Consider the following 16,402-nt stretch of genomic DNA (forward strand, 5'->3'; position numbering starts at 1 on the left):
GTTTTTTTTGCATAAAAACACCCCAGCAAAACAAAGACTAGCAGTAACGACCAATTTCCCCACAAAAAAGTGGGCATAAGGAGGAACGAAAATATGTTTCGAACAAAGCGAATCGCTCGGTGCCTTCTCGGTGCAACTTTAGCGTTTGCGGTTCTTTTTTTTAACAACGAAATGGTTGATGCCTTTAGTGACCAAGTCATTCAAAAAGGGGCAACAGGCGACGATGTCGTCGAATTGCAATCTCGTTTGCAGTATGTAGGGTATTATAATGGCAAAATTGATGGTGTTTTCGGTTGGGGGACGTACTGGGCTGTGCGGCATTATCAGTACGAATATGGGCTTGAAATTGATGGATTGGTCGGAGACGACATGAAAGCAAAGCTGGCAAGCACAACCGACTACGATAAAGCCTTTGTGACAAAAGCACTGAACGAGGGCAGAAAGTTTTCTCACTATGGCGGCACACCAAAAGACATCCAGAAAGGGCCAAAAGGTTCTGCAGATAAGCAAAAACAAAAAAAGGAAGCAGCAAAAGGTGGCGAGGCACAGCAGCCAGCTCCGAATCAGCCTGAAACTGGAAATGAACAAGAACCGATTATTGAAAAAGCAAACAATGTGCCTTCAGGTTATTCATCGAATGATATTCAACTGATGGCTCAGGCAGTGTATGGCGAGGCCCGTGGTGAGCCTTATGAAGGACAAGTCGCGGTGGCAGCAGTGATTGTCAACCGTTTAAATTCAGCAACTTTCCCAGATACAGTCGCTGGCGTCATATATGAAGACCGCGCTTTTACGGCGGTAGCTGATGGGCAAATCAACTTAGGCGCAGATGAAACGTCAAGGCAAGCTGTGCTTGATGCGTTAAATGGGCAAGACCCGACCAACAATGCGCTTTATTATTTCAATCCAGATACAGCGACATCAGATTGGATTTGGTCGCGGCCACAAATTAAACGGATTGGCAAACATATATTCTGCTATTAAAACGGAGGTGCTATTTGCATGTTTCGCAATCTTTTAATCGCTGCTTTAGCCGTTGCAGTAGTTGGCACAGGCGTTTGGGGCTACCAGCAAAAGCAAGAAAAAAACCAGCTGCAAATTACAGCGAACAATACGTACCAGCGAGCATTTCATGATTTGACTTACCATATTGACCAAATTGAAGACGAACTTGGCAAGACACTTGCGATGAACACACAAAGGCAATTGACGCCTTCACTGGCTGATGTTTGGCGAGTGACGAGCCTTGCCGAGAAGAGTTTGGCTGAACTGCCTGTTCAAGAGTTAAACATGGACGACACGGAAAAATATTTGTTTAAAATCGGCGATTTTACCTACCGTACGTCTGTCCGTGACTTAAACAAGGAGCCGCTGACGGACAAAGAATATGAGACATTGACCCAATTGTATGAGCAAGCAAGTTCCATTAGGGAATCAATGAGAAAAACACAGGCAACTGTTATGCAAGGAGGTATGCAATGGCTCGCTCAAAATGATGAACAGCGAGAAGACGAGCCAACCCAATCATCATCGGTTGCTGGCCATTTTGAAAGACTAAATAAATCGGTGCAAGGGTTTAGTGAAGTAGAATGGGGCGCTACTGATTCAGCGATTCGCAACTTAAATGGTGAGCTAAAAGAGGCGTTGGCAGGAAAAGAAAAGATTTCAAAAGAGGAAGCAAAGCAACGAGCGCTTGATTATTTAAAATTAGGCGAAGGCACGAGCGTGCAAATCAACGATTCGCCAAAGGCGCTAGAATATCCAGCTTATTCTCTTTCGATTGATGACCCTGATAACCAAGCCAACTATGATATGGATATGAGCGTTGAAGGCGGCGAACCGATTTGGTTTTTGCAAGACCGGCAAATTGATAAAGCGAAAATCAGTTTGAATGAAGCGGTCAATAAAGCGCAAAACTTTCTTGAGCGTGGCGGCAAAGAAGGCATGCAACTTGTTGAAAGCACGCAATACGACAACGTCGGCGTTCTCGAATTTGCCTATGTCCAAGACGGAGTCCGCATATACCCGGATAACGTCATGATTGAAGTAGCTTTAGATGACGGGGACGTTATATCTTATGTCGGCCGTGGCCATCTGATCCACCATCAAGAAGACAGGCAAATCCCAGAACCAAAATTGACAAAAGAAGAGGCGCAAGCCAAAGTCAATAAACATGTCGAAATCCAAGAAGACCACCTTGCCGTCATTGAAAATGACATTAATGAAGAAGTGTTTGTTTATGAATTTTACGGAACAAGGGATAACGACACATACCGAATTTTCATTAATGCGTTGACAGGCGAAGAAGAAAAAGTCGAACGAATGAAGGATTCAGAACCAGAATATTGATTCAGAAGGCTCTCTGGAAAGAGAGTCTTTTTTTCGTCTCGTGCTTGCCATTTATGCAAATTATGAGATAATAAAAAGAAAGATACGGGAAGTGAACGTTAGGATTGAAAAGTCTGCTGCTTTGTCGTATCGTAAGAAAGAGAATGCAGGAAAGTGTTGTGAACTTATGGCAAAAGGATTTAATGTGGCAATTGATGGACCTGCTGGCGCCGGAAAAAGCACAGTGGCCAAAAAAACAGCTGAAAAATTAGGTTTTCTATATATTGATACTGGGGCCATGTATCGGGCGATCACATTCGCGGCGTTAGCTGAGGGCATTGATTTGCACGACGGGAAAGCGCTCGGCAAACTTCTAGAAAAAAGCGAGCTGCGTTTGGAATCATCCAATGAAGGGACAGCTGTTTTTTGGAACGGCGCTGACATTACCGCAGCGATTCGCACAAACGAAGTGAACAGCAATGTGTCGCTCGTAGCGAGCCACCGAGAAGTACGGGAAGGTATGACGGCGATGCAGCAGGAGCTTGCCAAATCGAAAAACGCCGTACTAGACGGGCGCGATATTGGAACTCACGTGCTTCCAGATGCCAATGTAAAAGTGTTTTTGACTGCTTCAGTCGAAGAACGGGCTCGACGCCGCCATCTTGAGCAATTGGAAAAAGGGCTCCCGTCGGACTTCGAACAACTAAAAAAAGATATTGCTAAGCGTGATGAACTTGATTCAACACGAGCGATCGCTCCCCTTAAGCAGGCAGCCGACGCACAAGTCGTCGATACGACCAGCATGGGAATTGATGAAGTCGTTGAGACGATTCTTGATTTAGTAAAGGAGCATTCGCGCCAATGACACTTTACCAATTTGGACAAGCCGTTTGCCGCCTTTACTTAAATGCGCTGTTCAAAGTTCGTATTTACGGGAAAGAAAACATCCCAGACGAAGGTGCGGTGTTGCTTTGTGCAAACCATATAAGCAACAATGATCCGCCTTTGCTAGGTGCCTATATCAAACGGCCAGTACGTTACATGGCTAAAAAAGAGCTGTTTAAAGTACCTGTTTTGAAAACGCTGCTGAGAAAGCTAGGCGCTTTTCCAGTCAATCGCGCCGGTGGCGATAAACAATCGCTCCGCACTTCTTTAGATATTTTAAAATCTGGGGACATGGTAGGCATCTTTCCAGAAGGAACGCGCTCTAAAACTGGTGAGATCGGGAAGGGGCTGACGGGCGCTGGTTTTTTTGCTTTAAAAAGCACCGCCCATGTTGTCCCGTGTGCCATTATTGGCCCTTACAAAATGAGGGGCCGTGTTACCCTCGTTTATGGAAAGCCAATCTCGATGGAAGAGCACCGGGCGAACCGCACTTCAGCAAAGGAAGTCACTGAAATCATCATGGATGAAATTCAAAAGCTGAAGGATCACTATCAAGATCTATCATAAAACGTCCTTCATTCGTTCTCAGAAACATTGGAGGCTGTTTATAAAAAAACGCAAGATGCCCGGCGTTGCCGGATTGAAGGAGGCAAAAGTCAATGGTCGAAGAAATGAATGACGGCATGGATGAAATCAAATCTTTTTCTGTAGGGGATATTGTTACAGGGAAAGTAACAAAAGTTGAAGACAAGCAGGCATTTGTGGATGTCGGCTTTAAAGTAGACGGCATCGTGCCCATAAGTGAATTGTCGAGCCTGCATGTAGAAAAGGCAAGCGATGTCCTCTCTGTTGACGATGAATTAGAACTGAAAGTCACAAAAGTCGAAGATGATGAATTGATTTTGTCGAAAAAAGCGGTTCAAGCCGAAAAGGCGTGGGAACAGCTTGAGGAAGCGTATGAAAAAGGCGAGGTTATTGAAGCAGAAGTAGCCGAAGTTGTGAAAGGTGGCCTTGTCGTCGATGTTGGCGTAAGAGGGTTTATTCCTGCTTCATTGGTAGAGCGCCATTATGTTGAAGATTTTTCTGATTACAAAGGCAAGCCATTGCGTTTAAAAGTAACAGAAATTGACAAAGACAACAATAAGTTGATTCTATCACAACGGGCTGTTCTCGATGCCGAAATTGAAGAAAAGAAAAAGCAAGTGTTGCACTCCCTTTCAACTGGCGATGTCGTTGAAGGAAAAGTTCAACGCTTGACCAGCTTTGGCGCTTTCGTCGATGTCGGTGGTGTGGATGGGCTCGTTCATATTTCACAAATTGCCCATGAGCGTGTTGAGCATCCGTCGGATGTGCTGTCAGAAGGGCAAGAAGTGAAGGTTAAAGTGCTTTCCGTTGATCCTGATAGCGAACGCGTTTCCCTCTCCATCAAAGAGATGCTAGCTGGCCCATGGGAAAACATCGAAAGCAAATTTTCAGCTGGTGATATCGTTACTGGTACAGTGAAGCGCCTCGTATCGTTCGGTGCTTTTGTGGAAATTGCCCCAGGGGTAGAAGGGCTCGTCCATATCTCGCAAATTTCCAAACGCCATATCGGCACTCCGCAAGAAGTGTTGGAAGAAGGGCAACAAGTGCAAGCAAAAGTGCTCGAGGTTAGCGAAGCAGATAGACGCGTATCTCTTAGCATTCGCGAAGCGTCTGAAGAGCAAGAACGAAAAGAAACATGTGCTTATGAAAAGCCAGCCAACGACGAGCCATCAGGCTTCTCGCTTGGAGATATGATCGGCGATCAGTTAAAAAAATACCGTGACCAATAACACATGATCCGGCGCAAGCTGAGCTGCGCCGGTTTTTTTATGTCTAAATGTTGGTGAAAGCGCCGATACTGTCCAATGAGGTGATGAGAAATGGACGGTGTATTTGTTTACTGGTTTGGTTGGCTCGCTTGGATTGCCGGAACGTTTTTGTTGCCGAAAAATGAACTGCGGCAAGTGATGTGTGCAAGCATTTTAGCGCTATTATGCTTCATTCCTTTGAACGTGATCATTTCAGGCAATCAAATTAGCATTGGCTATGTTTTTAGTCTATTGATCTGTTATTTACAGCTAGGAAAGCTTAAATTCATTGGCATCATGTATCCAGCTGTTTGCTGTATACTCGTGGCGGCCACCTACATAGGCATACAAGAATTGATTCGTCTCGATCCGGTTATTTTACTCATTGACGGTCGTTTTCTGTCTGCAGGTGCTGTGCTTTTAACCATTTTTATTATAAAAAGGAGAGCAAACCGTACTGCTGCATTAGCGACTGGCCTCCTTTACGGCGACTTGTTTTTGAACGTGTATCGCCACGGACTTAACGGAGGAATGGAGCTTGGCTCGCTTGCGTTTTTTGACGTTTTTGCCATTAGCGTCTCCATGAGTACAGCCGCTTTGGTCTTTTCGGTTGCCATGGAGAAATGGCGCCAACATGTGCTTGCGAATAATAGACAGCCGAAGCCAGTGCCAACAAGGATAGACAAGCATGCATGAAGATAGTAAAATGGTTAAGCTGGAGAAGAAAACGAACGCTGTTTTTTAAGTAGTTTGAAGGAGAAAGGGTGTGTGATTGTGACTAAACCAGTTGTTGCAATCGTTGGCCGGCCGAATGTAGGGAAGTCAACTATATTTAACCGGATTGTCGGCGAGCGTGTCGCCATTGTTGAAGACTTACCGGGGGTAACACGTGACCGTTTATATAGCAAAGGCGAATGGCTTAACCACGAATTTTATGTAATCGACACAGGCGGAATTGAACTCGGCGATGAACCGTTGCTCGTGCAAATGCGCCAACAGGCGGAAATTGCTATTGACGAAGCGAATGTGATTATTTTTATGGTCAATGGACGAGAGGGAATCACTGCCGCAGACCAAGAAGTGGCAAACATGCTTTTCCGGTCGAAAAAGCCGGTTGTGCTTGCTGTTAATAAAGTTGACAACCCAGAAATGAGGGAATTGCTTTACGAGTTCTATTCATTAGGGGCGGGTGAGCCTTACGGCATTTCAGGCTCCCACGGATTAGGGATTGGCGACTTGCTTGATGAAGTGGTTCGCCATTTTCCTGAAGAAAACGACGATGATTATGCAGATGATACGATAAAAATGGCACTGATCGGCCGTCCGAACGTCGGCAAGTCTTCGCTTGTTAATGCGCTTCTTGGTGAAGAGCGAGTGATCGTCAGCCAAATTCCAGGGACGACCCGTGATGCGATTGATACATCCTTTACGCGAGATGGCCAACATTATGTTGTAATTGATACTGCCGGTATGCGGAAGCGTGGCAAAGTTTATGAAGCCACTGAAAAATATAGTGTGCTCCGTTCACTAAAGGCGATTGAGCGGTCTGATGTCGTTCTTGTCGTCTTAGATGGTGAAGAGGGGATTATTGAACAAGATAAAAAAATAGCCGGTTATGCCCATGAAGCGGGAAGGGCAATCGTCATCGTCGTCAACAAATGGGACGCCGTAAAAAAAGATGACAAAACGATGCAGACATTTGTCGAAGACATCCGTTCCGAGTTTCAGTTTCTTTCGTATGCGCCGATTTGTTTTTTGTCCGCCAAGACGAAGCAGCGCCTTCATTTGTTGCTGCCTGAAGTGAGGAAAGTGTCAGAAAGCCATCATCTTCGTGTGCCGACTCATGTCCTCAATGATATGATTATGGATGCGGTAGCCATGAATCCAACCCCAACGGATAAAGGCAAGCGCCTGAAAATCAATTATGTGACGCAAGTGGCCGTACAGCCGCCGACATTCGTGTTCTTTGTAAACGAACCCGAACTGATGCATTTCTCTTATAGGCGCTTTTTAGAAAACCGATTGCGTGCTACTTTTGAGTTTGAAGGAACGCCTATTCACATCATTGCACGAAAAAAGAATGATTAATAATTGGCAAGGGGGAAACTGAATGATCGTTTCATTAATTGCGACGGTGTTGTTCGGTTATTTGCTTGGGTCTGTCAGCTTTAGCTATATCATTGCGAAGAAAATCAAGAAAATCGATATACGCAGTGAAGGAAGCGGCAATGCTGGAGCGACAAATACATTGCGTGTGCTTGGAATCGGACCTGCCATTTGTGTCCTTTTACTTGATGTCGCGAAAGGGGTGGCCCCTGCGCTTCTTGCCATTGCCCTCACGAATGGGGACTACCCTCTTGTGCCGGCTTTGGCTGGCTTAGCGGCGATTCTCGGACATAATTGGCCTATTTATTTTGGCTTTCGCGGCGGAAAAGGAGTTGCTACTTCGATTGGCGTTGTGGCCACGCTTTTATTTCTTCCTGCCCTTTGTGCCGGAATTGTAGCGATTTTAAGCATTGTTTTCACAAAATATGTATCCCTTGGTTCGCTTTTATTTGCAGTGTTAACGCCAATTGCTGCGCTCATCATGCTGCCGTTTTTTCATTACCCACTAGAGTATATTTATTTAGCTGTATTATTGGCCATCTTATCTTTATGGCGGCACCGCACGAACATGGGGCGGCTTATTGCAGGCACGGAAAACAAATTAGGGAAAAAACATGCATAGGAGGAGTTCATAATGCAAAAAATTGCGGTGATTGGAGCGGGAAGCTGGGGAAGCGCTTTAGCGATGGTTCTCGCGGATAATGGCCATGATGTTCGCCTCGTCGGGCGCCGACAAGAACAAATGGACGAATTGAACGAACGTCATACAAATGTATCATATTTGCCGAACATCGAATTGCCAACAACGATTCGCGGTTATACAGGGATGGAGGAAGCGCTTGGTGGAGTTGAAGCTATCGTACTAGTCGTTCCGACTAAAGCGATGCGTGAAACTGTCCGTAAAATCGTGCCCTCTTTGCAAAAGGCGGTACCGGTTATTCACGCAAGCAAAGGGATTGAACCTGCGACTCATAAGCGGATATCTGAAATGATCGCTGAAGAAGATGCAAGCACAAATCGCATTTCTTCTATCACCGTTTTATCTGGTCCCAGCCATGCCGAAGAAGTCGCATTGCGCCAACCGACAACCGTTACAGTTGCTTCAGCGGATGATGAGGCAGCCAAGTATACGCAAAATTTGTTTATGAACCAACAGTTTCGTGTCTATACCAACCCTGACTTGGTCGGCGTTGAAATCGGAGGGGCACTAAAAAACATTATTGCACTAGCCTGTGGTGTGACAAATGGCCTTGGTTACGGGGACAATACAAAAGCAGCGATCATGACGAGAGGGTTAGCGGAAATCTCTCGCTTAGGCACGACAATGGGCGCCAAACCATTAACGTTTTCCGGTTTGTCAGGGCTCGGCGATTTAATCGTTACTTGCACAAGTGTGCATTCACGTAACTGGCGTGCTGGACGAATGATTGGCGAAGGTTTGTCCATGGATGAAGTGCTTGAAAAAATGGGAATGGTAGTCGAAGGAATTCGAACAACCCAGGCAGCCTATGAACTATCCGAAAAGCTGGAGATTGATATGCCAGTGACCAAAGCGCTCTATAGTGTCCTGTTTAACGGAATCGACCCTTACCAAGCGGCTGAAGAATTAATGGGACGTGTAAAACGACATGAAGTGGAGTCGCTTTACCGTTCGTAAACGTGGTGGTTAGTTCGTTTTGATTGCGTCTAAATTGCGCACACTCTTTTTTTCTCATGCATACGATAAGGAGAACCGTAAGCATGAGGAGGGATTTAGGTGTTTAAGAAAAATGACTCATTTTTTGATCAAGTGCATAAAACTACAAAAGTGCGCCCTGATGAGCTATTAAAGCTGGCAAACTCTGTTAGTCAAGCCAATTTGAAAGATGAGGCAACGGTGCGCCAATTGATTGGAAAAGTGGCTGCCCTTGCAAACAGGCCAGTCTCTAAACAACAAGAGGATCAAATCGTTGAAGCGATTTTAAACAACAATATGCCAACTGATATGGCTTCATTGGCTAAAATGTTTAACAACAAAAAATAAGACAAATTAGTCAAACATCTAGACCAAAACCTGGAGCCTGCATATACTTTAATAGAACACCTACTATTAAAAGAGAGGGCTAAGAATTAGGATTTAGTCAAGCTAGAGAGGAGAGCCCCACTCCTGTCTAGCTTTTTTTATATCTATCTGCTTGTCTTCCCTTATGGTATACTTGCCTATGTACCAAATTGAAAAGAGGGGTGTCTCGCATTGTCGCAAGCGATGTTAAATATGTACATATCTTTTGGCGGTCTGCTGCTCATGTTCATTTCTGCAGGTACCGCGCTTTTAGCGCGAACAAAACTAAGCGGCTTCTTTTCAAAAGTTGTGTTAACGTTTTCTTTTTGTTGTCTGCTCGTTTCAGGGATCATTGTCGCCTATATCGTTCTTGGCGGTCCGACATCAACGGGCAGGTAGCCATTTTGCAAGGAGGAATGAATCAATGAAGCAGCTTCTTGCTTCCTGTATCGCAATTTGTGCCGTTCTTTTCCTTAGTGCTTGTTTTTTGCCACAGGAGCAGAGAGCAGAAAATCAAATTGCTTACCCAGACCAACTAGCGGCTGTGCAAACAGCGGTTGACCAATTTCGTGAGGATACCGGAGTCCTCCCAATTACTAATTTTGATGAGAATACACACGAGTACCAGCGCTATACGGTTGATTTTAGGCAGTTGGTTCCCCGGTATATGCAACAGCCTCCGGGAACAGCCTTTGAAAATGGCGGTACACACCAATATACACTCATAAATGTAGAAGAGGACCCAGAAGTAAAAGTCTTGGATGTTACGGCGATGAATGTCGTTCGTGACCTTCAGCAACGGATTTACGATTATATGCGAGAACATACATATGCGCCAATTGGAGAGGCGCTAGACTACAATTTGTTTACGCTCGATTATAAAGCACTTGGTTATTCAGAAGAGCCGTATGTAGCAAGTCCTTATAACCAAACATCGCTGCCGTTGTTATTTACAAACGAGGGCGAAGTGGTAATCGATTATTTACTCGATTTAAAGATGGCAGAGCAGGAAAAGGATTTTGAGGAAGGTGTCGACCTCCGCCGTTATTTATATGAAGACTCTCCTTTTTTGCCATTGTATTCAGTGCCGTACTCCCTTGATGAGGAAGGCAACATTCAATACGACACACGTTTCTACGATTAACTCCCCGATTGCAAAGTCCTTCCCATTCGAATTGATAAAACAGGTCTAATCTGCCCCTTCCATCCATATAGTTACATTGGAAGGGGCATGTTGCGGGAGGCTCCCCTTCTCAAGCATTGGATGCAGGCACAATTTAATTTTTCCTAGTCAGTCATAATAAGTGGACAATGTCATAGAAATGATAGTGGTTAGATATGAAAGACTCGGCTGCATCAAACTTTACTTGACCGGGAGGGGATTCTTTTGTTGGAAAAAGTAGATATCTTTAAAGATATCGCAGAGCGGACCGGAGGCGACATTTATCTCGGTGTTGTAGGGGCGGTTCGCACTGGAAAATCGACATTTATTAAGAAATTCATGGAGCTAGTCGTGCTGCCGAATATTGAAAATGAGGCTGACAAAGCGCGTGCCCAAGATGAGCTTCCGCAATCGGCAGCAGGAAAAACAATCATGACAACAGAGCCGAAATTTGTTCCGAATCAAGCTGTTTCGATTCATGTGGATGAAGGGCTCGACGTCAATATTCGCCTCGTTGATTGCGTCGGTTATGCTGTTCCAGGCGCAAAAGGCTACGAAGATGAAAATGGACCACGGATGATCCACACCCCATGGTATGAAGAGCCGATTCCGTTTCAAGAAGCGGCCGAAATAGGGACGCGCAAAGTCATTCAAGAGCATTCGACTTTGGGTGTTGTGATCACAACCGATGGAACGATAGGCGATATTCCACGACAAGACTATCTCGAATCAGAAGGGCGAGTTGTTGAGGAACTTAAGGAAGTCGGGAAGCCATTTATCATGATTGTGAACAGTGTACGCCCAAGCCATCCAGAGACGGAAGAGCTGCGTACATCACTTGCAGAAGAATACGATATTCCAGTGCTGGCGATGAGCATTGAAAGCATGACCGACCATGATATAAATAGTGTGCTTCGTGAAGTTCTTTTTGAATTTCCCGTTCACGAAGTCAATGTCAATTTGCCAAGCTGGGTCATGGTTCTAAATAATGAGCATTGGCTGCGGCAAAGCTATGAAGAATCTGTACGAGAAACTGTCAAAGATATTAAACGTCTTCGTGACGTTGATCGGGTTGTCAGCCAATTTACGGAATTAGAGTTTATTGAAAAAGCGAAATTGGCCGGAATTGAAATGGGCCAAGGAATTGCCGAAATTGATTTATATGCTCCTGATGCCTTGTACGATCAAGTGTTGAAAGAAGTAGTTGGGGTTGAGATACGAGGAAAGGACCATTTGCTATCGTTGATGCAAGACTTTGCCCATGCCAAGTCCGAGTATGACCAAGTTGCAGACGCTCTTCGCATGGTGAAACAAACAGGGTATGGCATTGCCGCGCCGTCTTTGAATGACATGAGTTTGGATGAACCAGAAATTATTCGCCATGGCTCAAGATTTGGTGTCCGTTTAAAAGCAGTAGCGCCATCCATCCATATGATTAAAGTCGATGTCGAATCGGAATTTGCGCCAATCATTGGCACCGAAAAACAAAGCGAAGAACTCGTTCGCTATTTAATGCAAGATTTTGAAGAAAACCCGCTTTCGATTTGGAACTCCGATATTTTCGGCCGGTCCCTAAATTCGATCGTCCGTGAAGGGATTTCCGCTAAATTGTCGTTGATGCCTGAGAATGCCCGCTACAAACTGCAAGAAACATTAGAACGTATTATTAACGAAGGCTCTGGCGGATTGATTGCCATTATTTTGTAACCGGGCATAGGCGGCCCTTTAGGTATTTGCTGTTTTAGCATCTGTTATGTTTGACTGTTAAACGGAGAGTGCTTTCGACTAACTCATTGCCAAATGCGATGAGTTCTTTTTGCTTTTCCACTGTTCTTTTGCTACTCTTTAGAAGAGATTTATCCTTTATAAAGAGTTTTGGTGGAGGGACAAGAATGGTTGACCACGATAAATTGCAGCAAGCAGTGCGTATGATATTAGAAGCAATTGGCGAAGACCCTGAACGGGAGGGGCTTGCTGATACCCCTAGAAGGGTAGCGCAAATGTATGAAGAAATGTTCAGCGGTCTCCACGAAGATCCTAGCGAGCATTTAAAAACGGTGTTTGGCGAAGAGCATGAAGAACTTGTCCTTGTTAAAGACATCCCGTTCTTTTCGATGTGCGAGCATCACCTTGTACCGTTTTTTGGGAAAGCTCATATTGCTTACATTCCCAAAAATGGCATCGTGACAGGGTTGTCGAAGCTGGCGCGCACTGTCGATGGCATAGCAAGAAGGCCGCAAGTACAAGAAAGAATGACAAAAACATTAGCGGATGTGCTCATGTCTACTTTAGATGCAAAAGGGGCAATGGTCGTTTTGTCAGCAGAACATATGTGCATGGCAATGAGAGGCATTAAAAAGCCAGGTTCGAAAACGGTGACAACAGCGGTGCGCGGCTCATTCGCCAATGACGGGGAAGCGCGTGCGGAAGTATTGCAACTAATCCAAACGAAGGAGGTATAACGATGGGGCATGAGAATGATTTTTTTGTTATAAAAGCAAAAGAAAATGGTGTTCAGGTTATTGGCCTTACCCGCGGTTCGGATACCCGCTTCCACCATTCGGAAAAACTCGACAAAGGCGAAGTCATGATTGGCCAATTTACAGAACATACGTCAGCTGTCAAAGTCCGCGGCAAAGCGATTATCCAAACAAGCCATGGTACATTGGATACGGAGGAATCAGGCGCTTAAATGCGAGCGCTTTTTTCTTTGTGTTCATTGGATAAGGGCGTATGCTATACTATATAAAGAACATTAGCGGGTTGCACGCGATAGAGGGGACATGAACAATGAGCAATACAACGTTGCCGGAGATGCGATCGGCGCTTGAAATAAAACAGCGCTTTGAACGGATATTGCAATACGATTATTTGCAAGGATACATTGACAACACCCGCCCCGACGCCGATGAACTTTGGCTGGTTTATACGATTTTGACTGAATCGGAACCGCCAGATCGTGCCGGGGCGATCACGCTTGCATGGGGCTTTGCCCATGCCGGACTATTGATCCACGATCTTGTGTCCTTACATAACACAAATGAAGAGTTTGCCAAAAAGAAGCGCCAACTAAATGTGTTGGCTGGCGATTTTTATAGCGCCCTCTACTACCAAGCTTTGGCTCGAGTCCATGCGGTTGATATGATTGAACTGTTTGGCAGCACCCTTCAAGAAGTATATGAAAAGAAAATCGCAAGCCACCTAGACAAAGACAACTCGTTTGAAATGCGTCTCGCTCAAACGGAAGAGATTGAAGCACTACTAGCAGTGGCGATAGCCAACGAAATTGGTCAGGAAGGATACGAGCCGTTGCTTAGGCCGTTTTTTCTGTATAAACGCTTAGAAAAAGAAAAAGAAAATGCTGAGGCGGGTTGCTTATCGCCGCTCATTGAAGCTTGGATGGCTGAGAATAAACAAGGTTCTCTTTTTAAAGTTGAACAGCAGAGGCAATTAGAACAGCTACAAGAAGCAGTGGACAAGCAGAATAATAAAGCAAGTGCGTTTATAAAAACATTCCTTGAAAAAGCAAGGAGGTAGCAGGAGTGGCCCAATCGAAAGAACAACGCGTTCATGACGTATTTCAATCGATTTATAAAAAATACGATGTGATGAATTCTGTTATCAGTTTACAGCAACATAAAAGCTGGCGTAAAGATACAATGAAGCAAATGGATGTCCAAGCAGGAACGAGTGCTCTCGATGTATGTTGTGGCACAGGCGATTGGACGTTGGCGCTGTCGGAAGCCGTTGGCGAGCAGGGGTCCGTGATTGGCCTTGATTTTAGCGAAAATATGCTCGCGGTCGGACGTGAAAAAGTTGCAGCTGCTAAGCGCACTAATATCTCACTCGTCCACGGAAACGCAATGGCGCTTCCGTATGATGACAACACGTTTGATTATGTGACGATCGGTTTTGGGTTGCGGAATGTTCCTGATTACATGCAAGTGTTACAGGAGATGTGCCGAGTAGCGAAGCCTGGAGGCAAAATTGTTTGTCTCGAAACGTCGCAGCCAACCATACCAGTCTTTAAACAACTATACTTTTTTTATTTTAAGCGGATTATGCCCCTTGCAGGAAAAGTGTTTGCAAAAAAATACGAAGAATATTCGTGGCTCCAAGAATCAACATTAGCGTTTCCAGGAAAAGACAAACTTCGGGACATGTTCGTTGAAGCTGGAATGAAGGATGTTACAGTAAAGAGCTACACAGGCGGTGTTTGCGCTATGCATATGGGGATAAAACCGATATAGAAATGTGTGATATTGGAGAGGAGTAAGGCAGTAATGGCTACTGCATCTTTAAATAAAACGAAAATCTTTTTGCGAATGATTAAATTTGAACATACAATTTTTGCATTGCCGTTTGCATTCCTAGCAATGTTGCTTGGCAGTTTAATTGCCTACGGCCAGTTTCCTTCGTTGCTTCAGTGGCTTTGGGTGACATTGGCGATGGTCGGAGCAAGGAGTGCCGCGATGTCGCTTAACCGCGTCATAGACGCTAAGTTTGACCGTGAAAACCCTAGAACGGCTAACAGGGAGATACCAGCAGGGCTGTTATCGAAGGCGGATGTCTGGATTTTTATTGTCGCTTCTTTTGCACTATTGTTTTTGGCTGCTTCGCAGTTGAATATTCTTTCCGTCTATTTGTTGCCAATTGCTGTATTCTTTCTTGTGTTTTATTCCTATACCAAACGTTTTACGTGGGCATGCCACTTAATTTTAGGGATAACGATCGGGATTGCGCCTTTAGGCGGATGGGTTGCTGTAACTGGCCAGTTGCCATTGGCTAGCTTTTGTTTGTTTTTGGCTGTCATGTTTTGGCTTGCTGGTTTTGACACCGTGTATGCAACACAGGATGCTGAATACGATCAAACACACGGGCTCCATTCGATTCCAAGCCGTTTTGGCATCAAAAAAGCGTTATGGATCGCCCGTTGTTTTCATGTCGTCAGTTTTGCGTTTTTTGTTGGTCTCTACTTTTTAACGCCTTTGACATGGATTTACTTGGTGGGCGTCGCCCTTTCAGGAATGATTATGGTTTACCAGCATTTAATTGTTTCTGAGAAAGATTTATCGAAAGTGCAATTGGCGTTTTTTCCGATGAATGGGACGCTTAGTGTCGTCATGTTTTTATTTGCTTTTGCCGATATGCTTGTCATCCGGTTTTATTAAAGGAGGTTCCTATGAGCTTACATGTTGGAGAAATTGCATATACCAACACATTGCCGTTTTTCTTCGAGCTGGACCGTAGCTCATTAGAGCAACACGGCATATGCATAACGCAAAATGTACCAGCGAATATCAACCATATGCTAGCCTCTGGCGAACTTCAAGCTGCCGCCATATCGTCTTTTTCCTACGGCAAAAATGAAAAAGACTATGTGGTGTTACCGGATCTTTGTGTTGCTTCGGCTGGCATGGTTCACTCTCTGCTCTTGTTTTCAAAAGTGCCGATTAATAAGCTTGAGGGCGAGTCGGTGGCTTTGACAACAAGCTCAGAGACAACGGTTCATTTGCTGAAAATCGTATTAAAGCGTTTTTATCAGGTAACACCTTGCTATAAACAAGAAAAGCCTGATTTGGCAAACATGCTTACATCCCATACAGCAGCCCTTTTAATAGGCGATGACGCCATTCGAGAGCGCCACGCTGATGCCCCTTATGTGTATGACCTTGGCCAGCTGTGGTATGAATGGACAGGCTTACCGATGACGTACGCGTTATTTGCAGTTAGGAAAGATGCGCTCGAAAGCAAAGCGGAAGAAATTAACATGCTACACCAATCCTTAAGAAAAAGTTATTTGCGAACAGCAGCGGATGGGTATAGGCAGATAAGCCGTTATTTAGAGCGTAAAGGAATGGCAAGCCTTTCTTTCTGGGACATGTACTTTGAGGCACTGCTTCATCAGCCAACAAGCAAAACGGAGCAAGGTTTGCTGTATTATTTTCAGCTTTGTTATGAAGAAGGCTTTCTTGAACGGGAAGTGCCTACATTGAGTAAGTGGAGGCCGACCACGTCTGTTATAAAATATAAGCAGTAACAGTTTCT

At 44.8% G+C, this 16,402-nt stretch carries 19 protein-coding genes; all 19 read left to right on the plus strand.

Going from position 1 to position 16,402, the window contains the following annotated elements:
• Positions 1 to 93 precede the first annotated feature (93 nt).
• The 19 genes from sleB to BUC05_RS02935 all read left to right on the plus strand — a co-directional run bounded on the left by sleB (position 94) and on the right by BUC05_RS02935 (position 16,394).
• A complete protein-coding gene (sleB, locus tag BUC05_RS02845) occupies positions 94 to 984 on the plus strand; it encodes a spore cortex-lytic enzyme (protein WP_011246713.1) in 891 nt (296 codons plus the stop codon).
• An 18-nt stretch (positions 985 to 1,002) separates the two neighbouring features.
• Positions 1,003 to 2,349 (plus strand): germination protein YpeB, encoded by a 1,347-nt coding sequence (gene ypeB / locus BUC05_RS02850; protein ID WP_011246714.1) that lies wholly within the window; start codon positions 1,003 to 1,005, stop codon positions 2,347 to 2,349.
• A gap of 166 nt (positions 2,350 to 2,515) precedes the next feature.
• Positions 2,516 to 3,193 (plus strand): (d)CMP kinase, encoded by a 678-nt coding sequence (gene cmk, locus BUC05_RS02855; protein ID WP_035204260.1) that lies wholly within the window; start codon positions 2,516 to 2,518, stop codon positions 3,191 to 3,193.
• On the plus strand, positions 3,190 to 3,780 hold the full coding sequence (locus BUC05_RS02860) for a lysophospholipid acyltransferase family protein (protein ID WP_011246716.1): 591 nt from the start codon (positions 3,190 to 3,192) through the stop codon (positions 3,778 to 3,780). The genes cmk and BUC05_RS02860 overlap by 4 nt, the downstream gene beginning before the upstream one ends.
• 92 nt (positions 3,781 to 3,872) lie before the next feature.
• Positions 3,873 to 5,027 carry a 30S ribosomal protein S1 gene (gene rpsA, locus BUC05_RS02865; protein WP_035204124.1) on the plus strand — a complete coding sequence of 385 codons (1,155 nt, stop codon included), beginning with the start codon at positions 3,873 to 3,875 and terminating at the stop codon, positions 5,025 to 5,027.
• A 90-nt stretch (positions 5,028 to 5,117) separates the two neighbouring features.
• Positions 5,118 to 5,741 carry a YphA family membrane protein gene (locus BUC05_RS02870; RefSeq protein ID WP_035204126.1) on the plus strand — a complete coding sequence of 208 codons (624 nt, stop codon included), beginning with the start codon at positions 5,118 to 5,120 and terminating at the stop codon, positions 5,739 to 5,741.
• A gap of 78 nt (positions 5,742 to 5,819) precedes the next feature.
• Positions 5,820 to 7,133: a ribosome biogenesis GTPase Der gene (gene der / locus BUC05_RS02875; RefSeq protein WP_035204261.1), complete on the plus strand. Its 1,314-nt coding sequence runs from the start codon at positions 5,820 to 5,822 to the stop codon at positions 7,131 to 7,133.
• 22 nt (positions 7,134 to 7,155) lie between these two features.
• The gene (plsY, locus tag BUC05_RS02880) at positions 7,156 to 7,773 is read left to right on the plus strand and encodes a glycerol-3-phosphate 1-O-acyltransferase PlsY (protein WP_011246720.1); all 618 of its coding nucleotides are present in this window, start codon (positions 7,156 to 7,158) and stop codon (positions 7,771 to 7,773) included.
• A gap of 12 nt (positions 7,774 to 7,785) precedes the next feature.
• A complete protein-coding gene (locus BUC05_RS02885; protein ID WP_035204127.1) occupies positions 7,786 to 8,808 on the plus strand; it encodes an NAD(P)H-dependent glycerol-3-phosphate dehydrogenase in 1,023 nt (340 codons plus the stop codon).
• Between the two features lie 99 nt (positions 8,809 to 8,907).
• Positions 8,908 to 9,174: a stage VI sporulation protein F gene (locus BUC05_RS02890; protein ID WP_011246722.1), complete on the plus strand. Its 267-nt coding sequence runs from the start codon at positions 8,908 to 8,910 to the stop codon at positions 9,172 to 9,174.
• A gap of 210 nt (positions 9,175 to 9,384) precedes the next feature.
• Positions 9,385 to 9,591 (plus strand): DUF2768 domain-containing protein, encoded by a 207-nt coding sequence (locus BUC05_RS02895; RefSeq protein ID WP_011246723.1) that lies wholly within the window; start codon positions 9,385 to 9,387, stop codon positions 9,589 to 9,591.
• A gap of 25 nt (positions 9,592 to 9,616) precedes the next feature.
• The gene (locus BUC05_RS02900) at positions 9,617 to 10,336 is read left to right on the plus strand and encodes a hypothetical protein (RefSeq protein WP_035204130.1); all 720 of its coding nucleotides are present in this window, start codon (positions 9,617 to 9,619) and stop codon (positions 10,334 to 10,336) included.
• A gap of 246 nt (positions 10,337 to 10,582) precedes the next feature.
• Positions 10,583 to 12,061, plus strand: coding sequence for a stage IV sporulation protein A (gene spoIVA / locus BUC05_RS02905; protein ID WP_011246725.1), 1,479 nt, complete (start codon positions 10,583 to 10,585; stop codon positions 12,059 to 12,061).
• Between the two features lie 185 nt (positions 12,062 to 12,246).
• Positions 12,247 to 12,816, plus strand: a complete 570-nt coding sequence (gene folE, locus BUC05_RS02910) for a GTP cyclohydrolase I FolE (protein WP_011246726.1) — start codon at positions 12,247 to 12,249, stop codon at positions 12,814 to 12,816.
• A 2-nt stretch (positions 12,817 to 12,818) separates the two neighbouring features.
• On the plus strand, positions 12,819 to 13,046 hold the full coding sequence (gene mtrB / locus BUC05_RS02915) for a trp RNA-binding attenuation protein MtrB (RefSeq protein WP_011246727.1): 228 nt from the start codon (positions 12,819 to 12,821) through the stop codon (positions 13,044 to 13,046).
• 98 nt (positions 13,047 to 13,144) lie between these two features.
• Positions 13,145 to 13,891 (plus strand): heptaprenyl diphosphate synthase component 1, encoded by a 747-nt coding sequence (locus BUC05_RS02920; protein WP_035204132.1) that lies wholly within the window; start codon positions 13,145 to 13,147, stop codon positions 13,889 to 13,891.
• A 5-nt stretch (positions 13,892 to 13,896) separates the two neighbouring features.
• Entirely contained in the window at positions 13,897 to 14,604 is a 708-nt protein-coding gene (menG, locus tag BUC05_RS02925) for a demethylmenaquinone methyltransferase (protein ID WP_011246729.1), read from the plus strand.
• A gap of 33 nt (positions 14,605 to 14,637) precedes the next feature.
• Positions 14,638 to 15,525, plus strand: coding sequence for a UbiA-like polyprenyltransferase (locus tag BUC05_RS02930; protein ID WP_011246730.1), 888 nt, complete (start codon positions 14,638 to 14,640; stop codon positions 15,523 to 15,525).
• Positions 15,526 to 15,536: 11 nt separating this feature from the next.
• On the plus strand, positions 15,537 to 16,394 hold the full coding sequence (locus tag BUC05_RS02935) for a menaquinone biosynthesis protein (protein ID WP_035204135.1): 858 nt from the start codon (positions 15,537 to 15,539) through the stop codon (positions 16,392 to 16,394).
• The last annotated feature ends 8 nt before the right edge of the window (positions 16,395 to 16,402 follow it).

Origin of the sequence: Shouchella rhizosphaerae (assembly GCF_900142675.1) — a bacterium.
GTDB lineage: Bacteria > Bacillota > Bacilli > Bacillales > Bacillaceae_D > Shouchella > Shouchella rhizosphaerae.

Coding starts and splice junctions, on each gene's coding strand:
- sleB (WP_011246713.1), top strand. CDS start 94: ATGTTTCGAACAAAGCGAATCGCTCGGTGCCTTCTCGGTGCAACTTTA.
- ypeB (WP_011246714.1), top strand. CDS start 1,003: ATGTTTCGCAATCTTTTAATCGCTGCTTTAGCCGTTGCAGTAGTTGGC.
- cmk (WP_035204260.1), top strand. CDS start 2,516: ATGGCAAAAGGATTTAATGTGGCAATTGATGGACCTGCTGGCGCCGGA.
- BUC05_RS02860 (WP_011246716.1), top strand. CDS start 3,190: ATGACACTTTACCAATTTGGACAAGCCGTTTGCCGCCTTTACTTAAAT.
- rpsA (WP_035204124.1), top strand. CDS start 3,873: ATGGTCGAAGAAATGAATGACGGCATGGATGAAATCAAATCTTTTTCT.
- BUC05_RS02870 (WP_035204126.1), top strand. CDS start 5,118: ATGGACGGTGTATTTGTTTACTGGTTTGGTTGGCTCGCTTGGATTGCC.
- plsY (WP_011246720.1), top strand. CDS start 7,156: ATGATCGTTTCATTAATTGCGACGGTGTTGTTCGGTTATTTGCTTGGG.
- BUC05_RS02885 (WP_035204127.1), top strand. CDS start 7,786: ATGCAAAAAATTGCGGTGATTGGAGCGGGAAGCTGGGGAAGCGCTTTA.
- BUC05_RS02900 (WP_035204130.1), top strand. CDS start 9,617: ATGAAGCAGCTTCTTGCTTCCTGTATCGCAATTTGTGCCGTTCTTTTC.
- folE (WP_011246726.1), top strand. CDS start 12,247: ATGGTTGACCACGATAAATTGCAGCAAGCAGTGCGTATGATATTAGAA.
- mtrB (WP_011246727.1), top strand. CDS start 12,819: ATGGGGCATGAGAATGATTTTTTTGTTATAAAAGCAAAAGAAAATGGT.
- BUC05_RS02920 (WP_035204132.1), top strand. CDS start 13,145: ATGAGCAATACAACGTTGCCGGAGATGCGATCGGCGCTTGAAATAAAA.
- BUC05_RS02930 (WP_011246730.1), top strand. CDS start 14,638: ATGGCTACTGCATCTTTAAATAAAACGAAAATCTTTTTGCGAATGATT.
- BUC05_RS02935 (WP_035204135.1), top strand. CDS start 15,537: ATGAGCTTACATGTTGGAGAAATTGCATATACCAACACATTGCCGTTT.